This is a genomic window from Secundilactobacillus muriivasis, assembly GCF_054785195.1.
In genome coordinates this window covers 52,264-67,577 of sequence record NZ_BAABMI010000008.1, presented here as the reverse complement: position 1 = coordinate 67,577, position 15,314 = coordinate 52,264, and the positions used below count along the sequence as shown (strand labels likewise).

7 protein-coding genes are annotated in these 15,314 nt (G+C 49.6%); 4 read left to right on the top strand and 3 right to left on the bottom strand.

The features are described 5' to 3' along the window. Positions 1-727 precede the first annotated feature (727 nt). Entirely contained in the window at positions 728-859 is a 132-nt protein-coding gene (locus ACYVR3_RS01935; RefSeq protein WP_461242915.1) for a hypothetical protein, read from the top strand. 601 nt (positions 860-1,460) lie between these two features. On the opposite strand, the gene ACYVR3_RS01930 is transcribed toward ACYVR3_RS01935, so the two are convergent. Continuing rightward, on the bottom strand, positions 1,461-2,777 hold the full coding sequence (locus ACYVR3_RS01930) for an MFS transporter (RefSeq protein ID WP_461242914.1): 1,317 nt from the start codon (positions 2,775-2,777) through the stop codon (positions 1,461-1,463). Between the two features lie 649 nt (positions 2,778-3,426). Here ACYVR3_RS01930 and ilvD point away from each other — a divergent pair. From ilvD to ACYVR3_RS01915, 3 genes are all read left to right on the top strand, one after another. Then, complete coding sequence (gene ilvD, locus ACYVR3_RS01925; protein WP_054733431.1) at positions 3,427-5,184, top strand: dihydroxy-acid dehydratase; 1,758 nt, start codon at positions 3,427-3,429, stop codon at positions 5,182-5,184. A 22-nt stretch (positions 5,185-5,206) separates the two neighbouring features. Next, the gene (locus ACYVR3_RS01920; RefSeq protein ID WP_461242913.1) at positions 5,207-5,548 is read left to right on the top strand and encodes a metal-sulfur cluster assembly factor; all 342 of its coding nucleotides are present in this window, start codon (positions 5,207-5,209) and stop codon (positions 5,546-5,548) included. Between the two features lie 121 nt (positions 5,549-5,669). Continuing rightward, complete coding sequence (locus tag ACYVR3_RS01915) at positions 5,670-6,884, top strand: multidrug efflux MFS transporter (RefSeq protein ID WP_461242912.1); 1,215 nt, start codon at positions 5,670-5,672, stop codon at positions 6,882-6,884. 92 nt (positions 6,885-6,976) lie between these two features. On the opposite strand, the gene ACYVR3_RS01910 is transcribed toward ACYVR3_RS01915, so the two are convergent. Further along, entirely contained in the window at positions 6,977-10,669 is a 3,693-nt protein-coding gene (locus ACYVR3_RS01910; protein WP_461242911.1) for a hypothetical protein, read from the bottom strand. Between the two features lie 220 nt (positions 10,670-10,889). After that, positions 10,890-14,789, bottom strand: coding sequence for an LPXTG cell wall anchor domain-containing protein (locus ACYVR3_RS01905; RefSeq protein WP_461242910.1), 3,900 nt, complete (start codon positions 14,787-14,789; stop codon positions 10,890-10,892). Positions 14,790-15,314 lie beyond the last annotated feature (525 nt).

Sequence of the window (15,314 nt, the reverse complement as noted above, 5' to 3'; positions counted from 1 at the left end):
GTACAAGAAGCCCCCAGTAAGACTACCCGGTTTTGGGGTAGTCTTACTGGGGGCTTCTTGTATGCAACTCTTTGCTTCAGTTCGCACGTTTCGGCGCGGTAGCCGGAAGACGCTAAAGGCTGACAGGTTAGCCAAATGAAATGGACCCCCAAGAAGACCAATCTACCAAGCGCCGAAAACAACGTAATAGGAAAGCACGTCGCCGAAACCGGACGGAAATCGAGGCGCACTGTGTAATAACACTTTGCTTCAGTTCGCACGTTTCGGCGCGGTGGCCGGAAGGCGCTAAAGGCTGACAGGTTAGCCAAATCAAACGGAACCCCAAGAAGACCAATCCACCAAGCGCCGAAAACAACGTAATAGGAAAGCACGTCGCCGAAACTGGATGGAAATCGAGGCGCACTGTGTAATAACACTTTGCTTCAGTTCGCACGTTTCGGCGCGGTGGCCGGAAAGCGCTAAAGGCTAACAAGTTAAGTCAAAACAAACGGAACCCCAAGAAGTCTAATTCAATAAGCACCGAAAATAATGTAGTGGGAAAGCACGTCGCCGAAACCACTCAATAAAACGAAGGCCACAATACTAAAACACACATTTCTAATCAAAACAGTCAATTTAAGTTAACGTTAAGCTCCAGTTAAGTTGCCATTAAGCTCCCCTCGGTAAACTATAGTAATTAAGTTGATAGAGAAAAGCAACTGCCAATAACGAAAGGATGTTTTGCCTTATGACTGTAACGACCGCACCGATGAACAACAACCCAATGAACACTGTTTTGAGAAGTAACCAACACCTTGTGATTAAAATGCCACCAGTGACCTTGCCAGAGGATCCAAAGCAGCGGATTTTGCCAAGATAGCAGAGAGTGGAACGAAACGGTTTGGGAACGGCGTGTAAGGTGACTTTAGTGAAAGCGCCTGGGCTTTGGCGGTTTTACTGAAGTTATCTTACACATAGTTCCCAGTTTCGTGGAACTCGCTTCGGCTCGAGGACAGCAACGCACTTAACAACCCGTCTGTGAGCGGGTTAGTGCTAGAAAGTAGTGGCAGAATTATTTGTAAATTTGATAGAGAACAAATGAAAAAGACGTCATCGTGAAGATCCTTTGTGGGGATTTTCGGGATGACGTCTTTTAGATTGTTTGGGTTGGATTTTTACTTAAGTATCAAGGGTTGGGCTCGTGACTATCCTCAAGCCGAAACGTGTTCCACAAAGCAGAGAGCTGCACGTAAGTCACTTTCACCACAAACCCCAAAAACCGGGGTTTCTGGCAAAAGTAACTTACGCTCCGCTCTCTAACCGCTTTGTTCCACACTCTGCTTTGCTGTCCTCGAGCCGAAACGTGTTCCACAGGGCAGAGACTTGCACCTAAGGGACTTCCACCACAATTCCCAAAAACCGGGAATTCTGGCGGAAGTCCCTTAGGCTCCAGTCTCTAACCGCCCTGTTCCACACTCTCTCTACTTTGTAAAATCAACCTCCTTAGTCTCCTTAATCGTAACCAAAGAAATCAAGCAAGCCACGGCCATGATTCCCAGGTAAGCACCAACTGATTGGATGCCCCAGTTGGTTGAGAGCCAAGTAGCGATGGTTGGCGCGAAGGCTGCACCGACGATGGCGGCAACGTTATATGAGATGCCGGCACCTGAGTAACGAACCTTAGTTGAGAAGAGTTCTGGCAACACTGCGCCGACTGGGCCAAAGGCGGTTCCCATCAAGATGAAGCCGATAATGAGAAATGCCATGGCGCCAACGAAGTTTCGTTTACCTTGTAGCAGGTAAGGGAAGGCAACGGAGAAGACGACCAGTAAAGCGGATGCGGTGATCAACACACGCCGCCGACCTAATTTATCAGCAAATTGAGAGGCAATCACGATCATCACGGCAAAGACGATAACGGCTGCCATCAACATTAACAGGTACTCTCGGTTGGTAAAGCCTAACGTCGTGGTAGCGTAAGTCAATGACCAAGTTGCCAAGGTGTAGAACAACGTATAAGTCACTGAAACGATGAAGGTGCCTTGGATCAATTGACGCCAGCTGGTCTTGAAGACCGTTGTTAATGGCGACTTGGTAACGTTGTTTTGTTCTTGTGCTAAACGGAATAATGGGGTTTCTTGCATCCGTTCCCGAACCCAGAAACCAACGATAACCAGCAAAGCTGAGGCTAAGAATGGGATCCGCCAGCCGAAGCTGATCATTTGGGCAGGGGTCAACGTTGATTCCAAGATGAAGAATAACCCGTTACTAAGGAAGAAACCTAATGGCGCACCCAGTTCTGGGAAGGCACCGTAGAGGGCCCGCTTGTTGGCTGGCGCATTTTCAGTCGCCACCAAAGCGGCACCGGACCATTCACCACCAAGGCCGATTCCTTGGATAAACCGACATGCACACAGTAAAATAACTGAAGTGATCCCTAACGTGGCATATCCTGGCAAAACACCGATCAAAACGGTTGAGCAGCCCATTAATAATAGCGAGACAATTAAAGTGTTTTTACGGCCGATCTTATCACCGAAGTGACCAAAAACCAGTGACCCTAAAGGCCGGGCAACGAAGGCCACCCCGAAGGTCAATAAACTCAGTAACGTGGCAATAACGGGTGTGACTTCAGGGAAGAACACCTTTGGAAAATACGCCGCTGCGGCAGTCCCGTAAGCGTAGAAATCATAGAATTCGATCGCCGTCCCGATCATTGACGCAAAAATAACGGTTTTAACTGGATCTCGTGTGATGCCCTTCTTAGTGAGGGCACTTGTAGCATCAGTTTCTTGCATAATATCGCCTTCCTGAATAAGTATTTGGGTAATTCAATGACACTATGTGACGTGAAACAAACGACTCCTTCCCGTATCCAAACCGATAACAACAAAAAAGCCAAGAACCATCTGGCCCTTGGCTGTCCAAGCAGGGCCCGCAATTTGCGGGCATTCAAATAGTACCCGCAATCTAAATAATAATAATTTGGGCAATCTTCTTAATAATTTGAATGTTTAAAGTTGCTTGGCTCATGGTTGCACCGTCCTTTGAATAACTAGAATGGTTGTAGCTTAACAGACTGAAAATGAAAAGTAAATGAGAAAATGATAAAATCGCTTAGCGTTTACCAATGTTTGTGCAAGCCAATCGTAGACTTATCAAAGGATTGACCGGTAATTTCGCTTGTCTGAAAATAAATTGAAAAACTTTTTTTAGTGGCGAATAAGGCCAAGAAGCGTGTGCGCAATAGTCAACCTTAAAGCTATATGTATGAGAAAATGATGTGATAATCAATAAGAAAAACGGCTATTACAGCACGGATGCCGGGAAACCACTGGTTGACAAATTAATTTTTGATGATAGTATTTTTAATAATCGGACGTTATCGGGGGCGGTCTAATTTGCTCACTAGCGTTCAAATTAATTGAATATCGGAGGTTAATGTCAATGAGTGATACCTTGAATTTCACCGTTAGCGGTGACGACATGCAAAAGCGCAGTGACGAAATTAAAGTCGGCGTGGATCGTGCACCAGGTCGGAGCCTGCTATACGCTACCGGGATGGTTAAGAATCCCGAAGATATGAAGAAACCGTTTATTGCAATTTGTAACTCCTACATAGAAATTGTTCCAGGGCACGTGCACTTAAGAGAATTAGCTGATATTGCGAAGGAAGAGATTCGCAAAGCGGGTGGGATTCCATTCGAATTTAATACGATTGGGGTCGATGACGGGATCGCCATGGGCCACATTGGGATGCGCTATTCACTGCCAAGTCGTGAAATCATTGCCGATTCTGCTGAAACGGTGATCAACGCGCACTGGTTTGATGGTGTGTTATTCATGCCAAACTGTGACAAGATCACCCCAGGAATGATCATGGCCTCGTTACGGACTAACGTGCCATGTGCATTCGTTTCTGGTGGCCCAATGAAGGCCGGCCTTGATCCAAATGGGAAGGCTGCTAACTTGTCCACTGTGTTTGAAGCCGTTGGGGCCTTCAAAGATGGCAAGATGAGCAAGGAAGACTTCTTGGAATTGGAACAAAACGCCTGTCCAAGCTGTGGCTCGTGTGCCGGGATGTACACCGCCAACTCAATGAACTCCTTGATGGAAGCCATCGGGTTAGCCTTACCATACAACGGGACTGCCTTAGCTATTTCTGACGAACGGCGCGAATTAGTTCGCCAAGCTGCTCGCCAAGTCATGACCAACGTTAAGAACGATTTGAAGCCACGTGACATCATCACCAAGGAAGCGCTAGACGATGCCTTTGCTTTGGATATGGCCATGGGTGGTTCAACCAACACTGTTTTGCACGGCCTTGCCATTGCGCACGAAGCTGGCATTGACTACAGCGAAGCTGAAATCAACGAAGTGGCTAAGCGGACACCGCATTTGGCCAAAATTGCGCCATCTTCTGCTTGGAACATGGAAGACGTGCACGCCGCTGGTGGGATTCCTGCCATCATGAACGAACTGATTGAAAACGGCTCCTTACACCCAGATCGCATTACCGTGACCGGGAAGACGATCCGCGAAAACGTGGCTGGTGCGCATACACTGAACCCAGAAGTTATTCGGCCACTGGATAACCCATACTCTAAAGAAGGCGGCTTGTCCGTCCTCTACGGCAACATTGCCAAGGACGGGTCAGTTATCAAGGTTGCCGGGGTTGATCCTGACATCCACAAATTCGTGGGGACGGCTATCTGCTTTGACTCCCATGACGAAGCCGTTGAAGGCATCGATAACGGGTCCGTTAAGGCGGGCAACGTTGTTGTCATCCGCTACGAAGGCCCTAAGGGTGGCCCTGGGATGCCTGAAATGTTGAACCCAACCTCAGACATCATTGGTCGTGGCTTAGGTCGGACCGTTGCGTTGATCACTGATGGCCGGTTCTCCGGTGCCACTCACGGGATCTGTGTCGGTCACGTGTCACCAGAAGCCGCTGCTGGTGGTGAAATTGCCTTGATTCATGACGGCGACAAGATCACCATTGATCTGACGAACCGGACGATGGACGTTGACGTTTCCGAAGCGGAATTTGCTGAACGGCGCAAGTCATTGAAGCCATTCCAGCCTAAGGTGCGCTTTGGTTACTTGGCGCGTTACCAATACCTGGTAACCTCAGCCAACACTGGTGGTGTCATGTTAGGCGCCGACGAGTTGTTTGGTAAAGCCGACGACGAAACCAAGGATTAAACCATGAGGGGCGGTGTTCGCAATGGCGGAAAATGCAACAGCTGAAGCGGCGGACAAAGCCGCTGATTTACAGGACCGCATGATCGATGCGTTGCAGTCGGTGATCGACCCAGAACTAGGCGTTGACTTAGTGAATCTAGGATTGATCTACGGCATGAGTTTGACTGATGGCGTGGCTACGGTTAGAATGACGTTAACGACCATGGGCTGCCCAATCACTCAAGTGTTATCCAACATGATCGAAAGTGCGCTGGAAAAGCTGCCGGAGATCGACTCAGTTAAAATTGACTTGGAGTGGGAGCCCGCTTGGACCCCGCAACGAATGAGTCGGTATGCGCGGATGGCATTGGGGTATCATGGGTAGCTGAGAGAAACTGAATCGAACGGTAATAACATAACAATTGAATTAATCACAAAAGACACACTGTCAAAATGTTCTTCGCCAGTGTGTCTTTTGGTATTACATAGTAAGCAGGTGAGGACAATTGAAACAGCCAAACTGGCAACGCAATCTCTACTTTTTATGGTTTGGTAACTTTATGACGGGGATGGGGTTTTCAATGACGATGCCCTTCCTGTCGCTGTTCGTGGCAACGTTGGGGAATTTTACGCGACCGCAATTGAACCTGTTGAGTGGTTTTGCTTTCGCGATTACCTTCCTCGCCAAAGCCATCGTGTCACCGTACTGGGGCAAGTTGGCCGATCAATATGGCCGCAAGTTGATGTGTTTGCGCGCCTCGCTAGGGATGGCATTTACGATCACTGCCTGTGGGTTCGTCCCAAATGTATGGGTTTTGATCGTGCTCCGGGCCATTCAGGGGTGCTTCTCAGGTTACATTAACAACGCGAACGCCATTGTCGCAGCGAGTGTACCCATTGATCATAGTGGGAAGGCGTTGGGAACGTTGGCCACTGGTAACGTGGTCGGCACGCTACTCGGTCCCTTAGCCGGTGGTGTTTTGGCGCAGGCGTTCGGCTACCGGAGTTCGTTTTACGTCACCGGGGTCATGATGGTGATCGTGTTTGTCACCACGCTGGTATTCGTCCATGAGGACTTCACGCCAGTCGACAAACAAGCAATGGTGCCAACCAAACAAATTTTTCGGGAGTTAAAATACCCGATGTTGATCTGGGGCCTCTTCATCACCACGCTGGTGATTCAAGCGGCCAACATGTCGATCACGCCAATTATCAGTTTGCTGATCAAGGATCTGTTGCATCATGGCGGTCAAGTTGCGATGGTCAGCGGGGTGATTTCATCACTGCCAGGGATCGTGACGTTGGTTGCGTCGCCGTTGTTGGGGGCGTTGAGTGACCGCATCGGACCGGAGAAGGTGCTTGGTGTCGGTTTAGTTGCCGCCATTATCTGTTTTATCCCGATGAGCATGGTACATAACGTTTGGCAACTGGGTGTTTGGCGCACGTTATTGGGTGTCTCGGATGCGGCGATGTTACCAGCCATTCAAACGTTGATGACCCATTACGTGCCGAAATCGGCATTTGGTCGAATTTTCAGTTACAATCAATCGTTTCAAGCGATGGGCAGTGTCAGCGGGCCAATGTTGGGTTCGGTTGTCGCTAATGCGGTCAGTTATCAAGGGGTGTTTATGATGACGGCCATTTTGGAGACGTTGAACCTGATGTTTTTGGTACCGGCGATGTGGTCGTTGTTTAAGGCTAAGCGGATTGAACAGAGTTAAATCACAAAGTGACTAAAGTCAAAAACGCGCGACACCCAAGAATAGGGCGTCACGCGTTTTTGCTTTGGGGAAGCAAATTAAGGTGTTACCGATTACTCGTGCCGGCGCCGGTGACCGAGGCCGAACAGACTGAGGAGGGTGGCGACTAGCAGCCCAACTAAACTGGTTGTCGCAGGTGCTTGGGCGTCATCCGTTTGTGGCAACGTTGCCGAAGGGGTAGTCGTTGTCGCAGATGATTGCCGAGGATCATTGGCAGTCGTGCCAATCACCACAGTTGCTGATTGAACGCTGGTAGCGGTCGGCGAAGTTGCGTTCGCCGCTTGAGCTGGTTGCGCCTCTTCAACTGTCGTGTTGTCCTGTGCTGCCGGGGTTGTTGGTGTCGCAATCGTGTTGACTGGAATCTCATCGGTGATAGTCGGTTCGGTTGGTGTATCAGTTGGCGTAGCAGGTGGTGTGACCGGCGTCGTTGGTTCGGTTGGTCCAACCGGGTCCGTTGGCGGTTTGGTGTTGTCGTAGTAGTCCTCAGGTGTGACGAAGACTCCTTCAGGTACCTGTGTTTTAACCCAAATACCGCCACCAGGAATCCCAGCGGGTCCCAGTTCGACTTGAAGGCCAGCCTTTAAGCCTTCGGTTGGGTTCAACCCATTGGCACTGATACTGTAACTGATATAGGCGGTTTGGCCAAGCGTGGCCTTAGCGTCAACTTTGACCGGAATGGCAAGCTGTTGAACGTCGCTAGGAAGGTAATTGTCGCCGTTATAGGTGAGTTTAAACCCGACGACTTGGCCGAAATCGGGAACGTCGGTTGCGGCAACGTACGTGGTTGGATCACTCGCTAGCGCGTAGGTTACCGTGGCGGCTTGCCAACCATCAGGTAATGTGATGGCACCGGTCAACGTGACGGGCATCGTGGTTCCCCGGTTAACGTTTGAGTTTAAAATAGCCGTGTCGTTCAATGTCGGTAGTGTCCCGATAATCGTCACGTTTTGAAGGGCACCATCAGAGGCCGGCGTCAGGCTTAAGCCAAAGTGGGCAGCTTGCCCGGCCTGAACTTTAACCAAATCACCAGTGTCACCCGCGAGGTTTGTTGCCGTCGCTGCAGCGTGAATTTGGTGTGAATCAACGGTGGTTGCGAATGACTTGCGGAGTTGGAACAGGGTGGTCGTGGTTGCATCGGCGTCAAGGTCATCGTTATCGGCAACCGCCTGGACGTCAGAGGCGCTCGCTGGGTCAATCGTGCCCGGCGTCACGGTGTCGGTCTCCTTAACAGTTGAATAAAGGATTGGCGTGATGGTGCCGAGGCTCAAACCAGCATCAATGTTAATGGCTAAATCGAGTTTGTTTTGGTTGGTAGGCGCTAGATTCGTCCGCGTCCAATTGATGGTTAACTGTGTGCTACCGTCAGTTTGAGCGGTGGCAGTCACTTCCGGATTATTGCCGGTGTAAGTAACGCCCGCCGGTAAGATTAGGATGCTCTTGAGGTCGCTAAATGCCTGCAAGGAGGCCTTATTATTCTCAACCATCACGTGAAGCACGTTGTCACCGGTCGAAACGAAGCCGTTGGTTTGGTTAGCGAAATTCAGGGCTTCGTTCAACACCCGCGGCGTATTTTCAGCGGGTTTAACGATCTCGGCCGTTTTGGGCTGCATGTAGCGGTTGTAGGCTTCTCGATAGTCGCCGGCTGATCCCGGTTCGATTGGTTGGCTACCGTTTACAAGGTGAACTTCTTGGCCCACTTTAACAAGTGGCGTCCCGGATGGTGAATCGGGCACTAGACTTTGAACGTAGGCGCCGTCTTTACTGTATAAGATGTCGATCCAACCCATGCTGGTCCAACCGGCTTCTTCAACGGTAAAGTCGTTCGAAACGGTGCCGTAATAGCCAGCTTTAGGTGACATGTTGAAGTCCATGCTGGTACTGAATTTAACGGGAATGTTGGTGTAATCGAATTGCAGTTGGGCAACGCCGCGTTCGTTATCGACCAAGGTGTTCATATCGAGAACCGGCGAGTCATTGATTGTTTCTTGGGTGTAAACGGGTGTTTCTTCAAAGTTAGTTTCATCTTGATAGCGGACGTAGACGTTCAGCTTGGGCGTGATGTTCGGTGCGTAGTAGTTATCCGCCAAGTAGGATTTTAAATGATAAATTTTTAAGTTGTTAACGTTCAGGTGAGGGTCAACGTTATAGGTCACCGTGTACTTGATGATTGGGTTCATCTTTGATTGAAAGACGCCGAAGAAATTGGCCGGGCCAGTTAAAACCTTGTAGGCCAGGTTGGCATCAGGCGTCACTTGGGGATCAACGTTATCCTTACTACCAGCGAGGTTACCGTTGCCATCGGCTGGGCCCCAACTGTATTGGTAAAGTTGGCTACCGTCCGTTGGAATGTAAGGTAATGCGAGGTCCATAGCAGTGGTGATCGTGCTGGCCGCAACGTCGGACATGACGGTTGTGCCATCAATGGTCGTTGCTTGAAGTTGGGAGACGGTGGTCAGTTCAGTCCCGGCAGGCGCATCGGCGTCAATTTTAGCCACTAAGTTAAAGTAGTCCGCAAACAGGTTATCGCTGGCCGCTTGCTGTTCAGCTAACGTTGGCGCTGGAATGGTGAACTCGATAACGGTTTGCCCAGTATCGGGATCAACGCCGTACTTGTAGGTCGCTTTGGATTGCGTGACCGTATCGATTCGGTCAAATGACAGCCCTTTAGGGAGTAAATACACTAAGTCGATCGGCGTATCTGGGTCAAAGTAGGCTTGCCCGAGTAATTGTTTCGGCGCCGAAATGCCGATTTGGTAGGCCAGATAGTCACCAGCGATCCCCGTCATTTTGGTTTTGTCGATCGTGCTGTTACCATTTTCGTCAATCAGTAAGTTACCATCGGCGTCGTGTGGAAGCACACCAATCAGTTCATTGGTGACGCCGTAAACCGGTTTGGTGGTGATGATGACGGTTTGGGGACCAGAGGTTGCGAGTTGTTGGTCGCCGTCAAAGTAGCTGGCAGCCATTGAGATCTTGGTGCCGTTTAAGATGGGTTGATCATCGGTGGCGAAGTTGTATTTTTTTGAAATCGACAACCCGTTCGTTGGCGTATCGAAATCGTAGATCAGCTGTGTGCCGGTCTCGCTGAGGGTGGGTGTGACGCCATCGATGGTGAGGTCGGTGTCTGCTGGTAGGGTGAAGTTAGTGGGGAGGTCGATGATGATGTGTTGCTGAGTTGTCGTTTTATCGATTCCCGAAATAGCCAGGTTTAAATCAAACGTTGCGGTTTCACCAGACTGAATCGTGTCGGCGGCTGGCGTGAGCTGAAGGTCGGCTTGAACGACGGATGCGTTGACGGCAGCGCGGGCCGTTTTGTAGCTGACGGTTGGTGTCGTCGCTGATTTAACGGCAGACGAAGATGCCTCAGTCGTGGTACTCGACTGGGGTTGATTGGTGTCAGGCGTAGTTGTTGGTTCAGTTGAAGGCGCAGTGGTATCGGCTGCCGATATCTCATTAGTCGGTGTTGTTACGGCGTCAGTTGAGGTCGCTGTTTCACTGCTTGAAGCGGTCGCGGAACGATCGCTAGTCGTAGTTGCGCTTGGTATCGAATCAGTACTTGAATCGGTCGTAGTTCGCAAAGTTGTTGACTTGGTTGACGGGTTACTAGTTGTAGTCGTTGCGCTGGTGGTTGCAGTGGTGTCATCGGTTACCGTATCGGCACTGGCCTGCTTAGCCCCCACTAAGAACAGACCGCTCAAAACAGCACTCGAAATGAGCAACCGTTTAACAAATCCGGTTGATGTCATATTAAATTCCCCCGTGTAAAAATGCCGCTCCTGAAATTAGATTCCCCAAAGTAATTTCACGTCATGTATCCGATTACAGGATAGCATATTTCCGGTAAAAACGGGAATCATTTATACAAATTTTTCGTGCATAATTGTTGTTTGGTAGGGATGTTTGATGAGACCAAAAAACAACGCCGCTGATTTGATCAACGGCGTTGTATTTGAACATTTAATTAACTTAATCGTTGCGACGTTTGCGACTTAAGCCCAGACCACCAAGAATGGTAGCGAGTAGTAAGCCGATGAGACTGGTTGTTGCGGGTGCTTGCTCGTCAGTTTGTGGTAACGTTGCGCTGGCGTTGTTTGTGGCCTTAGCAGTGGTGGTGTCAGTAGCATTGATAGTAGTGGTAGCTTGTGAGGCATCGTTTGCCGCCATCGTTGCTGTGGCGTTGCTAGTTTGGCTCATCGTGGTTGCCGATGGGGTTTCATTATCGACTGCCTGAGCTGAGTTACTGTCGTTGTCGGTAGTATCGTTAGTGGTTGCGTCATTATCAGTTGGTGTCGTTGGCGTCCCAACAGTATTAGCCGGGGTGCTTGGCGTCGTTGAATCGTCGTCGGGTACTGGCGTTGATGGTGTTGTTACCGGCGTCGTTGGCCCTGTTGGATCCGTTGTTGGGCCAGTTGGGTTATCAGGCGTTTTAGTGTTGTCATAGTAATCGTCAGGAGTAACGAAGACGCCTTCTGGCACTTGCGTTTTAACCCAGATGCCATCGCCTGGAATGCCAGGTTTGGTGTAGTCGTAGTAGTCATCTGGTGTGACGAAGACTGGCTCTGGTGTTTTGGTAATGGTTTTAACTTGAATGCCGGGGCCTAGTTCACCACTTGGCTGAAGCGCTAAGCCGGCCTTTAAGCCTTCGGTCGTTGCTAACCCGTTGGCGGTTACGGCGTAGCTAATGTAAGCAACTTGGCCGGCTTGGACGTCTTTGGCGACAGTCACTGGGATCCGTAACTGTTGCGCAGCATCGCTATTGAGGAAGTTATCACCAGCGTAAGTGATTTGGAAGCCGACCACTTGACTAAAGTCGGTGTCTGCATCAGCAGCAACGTAGGTCGTTGGGTCGTCAGCCAAAGCGTAGGTGACAGTTGCTAAATGCTCCCAGGTCGCTGGCAATTCAATTGGTCCATTTAAGGTCACTTGGCCAGTGGTCCCACGCGGCGTGGTAGTATCCAAAACCGCTGTATCACCAGTTTGTGGCATAGTTCCCGTAATAGTGACGTTTTGTAGGGCGCCATCACTGGCTGGTGTCAGGCTGATTCCGAAGCTAGCGTTATTGCCAGCTTGGGCGTTGACTAAATTACCGGTGTCGCCAGCCACGTTGGTAGCGGTGGCGGTGACGTGAATTTGGTGGGAGTTGGCGGCCATGGCAATTGGTTGCTGTAACACGAAGACCGTGGTGGTATCAGGATTGCCATCGATGTCGTTTGAATCCGCAAGTGCCTGAACGTTAGAATCCAAAGTGGCATCAACGTTATTTGGCGCAACGGTATCCGTTTCGTTAACCGTGGAAGACAGAGTTGGTGTCACGCTATCAAGCCGAAGGGCGGCATCAATATTGACCTTTAAGTTGAGTTTATTTTGGTTGTTTGGTGCCAAAGCGGTGCGATCCCAATTGATCGTGAGTAAGGTACTACCATCGGTCTGAGCCGTTGCGGTGACTTGGCTGTTATCATCGGTATAGGTAATCCCTTTTGGCAAGACCAGGTAACTCTTTAAGCCGGTGTAAGATTGCAGTGAGGCTTGATTGTTTTCGACCATGACTTGCAACACGTTGTCGCCATCATCCGTCAGGCCATCAGTTTGGTTAGCAAAGGTTAGCGCTTCGTTCAGTACCCGTGGTGTATCCTCACCGGGTTTAACGATTTCGGCGGTTTGAGGTGTCATGAACTGGTTGTACATGTTTCGTTTATCCTCAGGAGAACCCTCAGGAGCAACGTTGCCAGATTCATCTAATTGATGCAGATCTTGGCCATCATGATAACTTGGTTGGCCATCATAACTGCTCTGAACAATGGCGCCATCCTTACTGAAGAGGACGTCTAACCAGCCATCTGGAACGAATCCCGCAACTTCGACCGTAAAGTCGTTGGAGACGGTGCCGTAGTAACCGGCTTTGGGTGACATGTAGAATTTGACGTTATCGAGTAAACCAGCTGGAATTTGGGTATAAACGAATTGAATCTGCGCAACACCACGATTGTTATCAACGTATTGGGACATGTCGGTGATATTGAAGGTCGTGACGTCACTTAAAATGGGCGTTTCCTCAAAAGCGGTTTCGTCTTGATAGCGAACATAAACGTCAGCGATCGGGTCTTCTAAAAGTGGCACGTCGTTCCCGCGAATTGAGGAAGCCGCACCGTACATTTGCATCTGGTTCACGTTGAGGTGTGGATCCACGTTGTAGGTGGCAATGTATTTGGTAATCGCCTTGTTACCGTGAGAGCCAAAATCCATGTCCCAGTCCCAGCCAAAATCAGCGGCACTCGTTTGCATTAAGAAGACTAGGTTGGCGCCCGGCGTAACCTGCGGATCGGCCCGGTTAGCACCGGGTTCTAGGTTACCTTCACCATCGGCTGGTCCCCAGTTATATTCATAATAGATTTCGCCATCAGGTGGAATGTTATCGGATGAATAGTTGGCAGCGGTTGTAAGGGTACTATCCGCAATATCGGACATCACCTGCTCGTTATTAATAGAGGTGCCAATAACTTGAGCTTGCGTTGTGAGCTTGGTTAAGTCAGGCAAATCATCGTTAATCTGAGCAACAAGGTGGAAATAGCCGGTAAAGAGGTTGTTCGTTGCGGCCATTTGGTCTTCTAGGCTAGGTGCGGTCACGTAAAATCTAACGACAGTCCGCCCATCCGCAGTTGTTCCTGATTCATATTCCGCTTGCGCCTTGGTGGCATTATCAACGTTCCAAAGCGAAGTACCAACGGGAAGGACGTAGGTCAATTCAATCGTTGATCCGGGTTCGAAATAGGCCTGACCGAGAATCTTCTTTGGTGCAGAAATGCCGGTTTGGTAAACGAGATAGTCGCCAGCGACCCCGGTTAATTTACTGCTATCAATATCAGCGTTGCCAGCATCGTCAAGAATTACGTTGCCATCAGCATCGGTCTTTAAGATCCCAATCATTTCGTTGGTGACCCCGTAAACTGCTTGCGAAGTAATCGTAACAGTTTGCTTACCAGAGGTTGCAAGTTGTTGCTGACCATCGAAATAGCTGGCAGCCATTGAAAGGGTGGTTCCGTTCTTGATTGGCTGGTCGCCGGTATCGAAGACGTATTTTTTCGAGATCGAGAGGCCGTCAGTTGGGGTGTCGAAGTCATACATCAGTTGGGTGCCGGTTTCATTAAGCGTTGGTGTCACGCCATCGATAGTGAGGTCGGCATCGGCGGGTAACTTGAAGTTGTCCGGTAAATCGATGACCACGTGTTGCTGATTCATCGTTTTATCGATTCCTGAAATTGCCAGTTTTAAATCAAATGTAGCGGCTTCGCCTGATTTAATCGTATCGGCTTCAGGTGCTAACTGTAGGTCGGCTTTAACAACGGATGCGCTGACCACCGCGTCCCGAGCAGTTTTATAATTAACGGTTGGCGTGGTGGTTGCTGGCGTTTGTTTCGTTGAAAGGGCAGACGAAGATGCCTCAGTCTTGGTGCTCGACTGGGGTTCAGTAGTGGTGTCAGTGGTTGTCGTAGTTGGTGCTGATGCTGCAGTTGCGTCAATGCTTGAGGGTGAGGCTGCTGTAACAGCAGGATCCGGCGTAGCATCGGTAACTGGAACCGTTGTGTCATCAGTTGACGTGGTGTTATCCGTATCAGTAGTCGGCGTAGTGGTGCTCTCGCTACTAGTGGCCTCGTCTGCAACTGCGTCAGTCGAAGAAGCCGGGGTTGCTGTTTTTAAAGTAGTTGACCCCGTTAACTGATTGCTAGCTGTAGTGGTTGCGGTACTAGTGGCCGTAGTTGCACCTTCGTTAGTGGTATCAGCGCTAGCCTGACTGGTCCCCACCAGAAACAGGCCGCTTAAAACGGCACTCGAGATGAGTAACCGTTTAACAAGTCCGGTTGTTTTCATATTAAATTCCCCCAAAGTAAAATGCCTACCGTGAAATTAAATTCCCCAAAATAATTTCGTGAGTTGTTGCTATTATTATCCGACTGTAGAATAACATATTTCTGGGAATAGTGGGAGAACTTTTTGTAAATTTTGTGATAAAACGAACGTTATTTTTTTGATGGGAACGGGTTTCGGTGGTTAGGGGAGGAAAAAAGGATCGAACGTTGGTTGGACGTTCGATCCTTTGTGGTTTTTAGATTGTGGTTTTTGGTTGATGTTTGGTTGGTGCGCTCATGTTATCTAGCCGAAACGTGTTCCACAAAGCAGAGAGTTGCCTTACGCTCCGCTCTCTAAACGCTTTGTTCCACACTCTGTATTGCTGTCCTCAAGCCGAAACGTGTTCCAAGAGGCAGAGAGCTGCACCTAAGGCACTTCCACCACAATTCCCAAAACCCGGGAATTCTGGTGAAAGTACCTTAGGCTCCGCTCTCTAAGCGCCTCTTTCCACACTCTGTATTGCTGTCCTCAAGCCGAAACGTGTTC

Bases quoted from the DNA above. Each gene is read 5' to 3' on its own strand.
- ACYVR3_RS01905 (WP_461242910.1), bottom strand. From the start codon at position 14,789: ATGAAAACAACCGGACTTGTTAAACGGTTACTCATCTCGAGTGCCGTT.
- ACYVR3_RS01920 (WP_461242913.1), top strand. From the start codon at position 5,207: ATGGCGGAAAATGCAACAGCTGAAGCGGCGGACAAAGCCGCTGATTTA.
- ACYVR3_RS01930 (WP_461242914.1), bottom strand. From the start codon at position 2,777: ATGCAAGAAACTGATGCTACAAGTGCCCTCACTAAGAAGGGCATCACA.
- ACYVR3_RS01910 (WP_461242911.1), bottom strand. From the start codon at position 10,669: ATGACATCAACCGGATTTGTTAAACGGTTGCTCATTTCGAGTGCTGTT.
- ilvD (WP_054733431.1), top strand. From the start codon at position 3,427: ATGAGTGATACCTTGAATTTCACCGTTAGCGGTGACGACATGCAAAAG.
- ACYVR3_RS01935 (WP_461242915.1), top strand. From the start codon at position 728: ATGACTGTAACGACCGCACCGATGAACAACAACCCAATGAACACTGTT.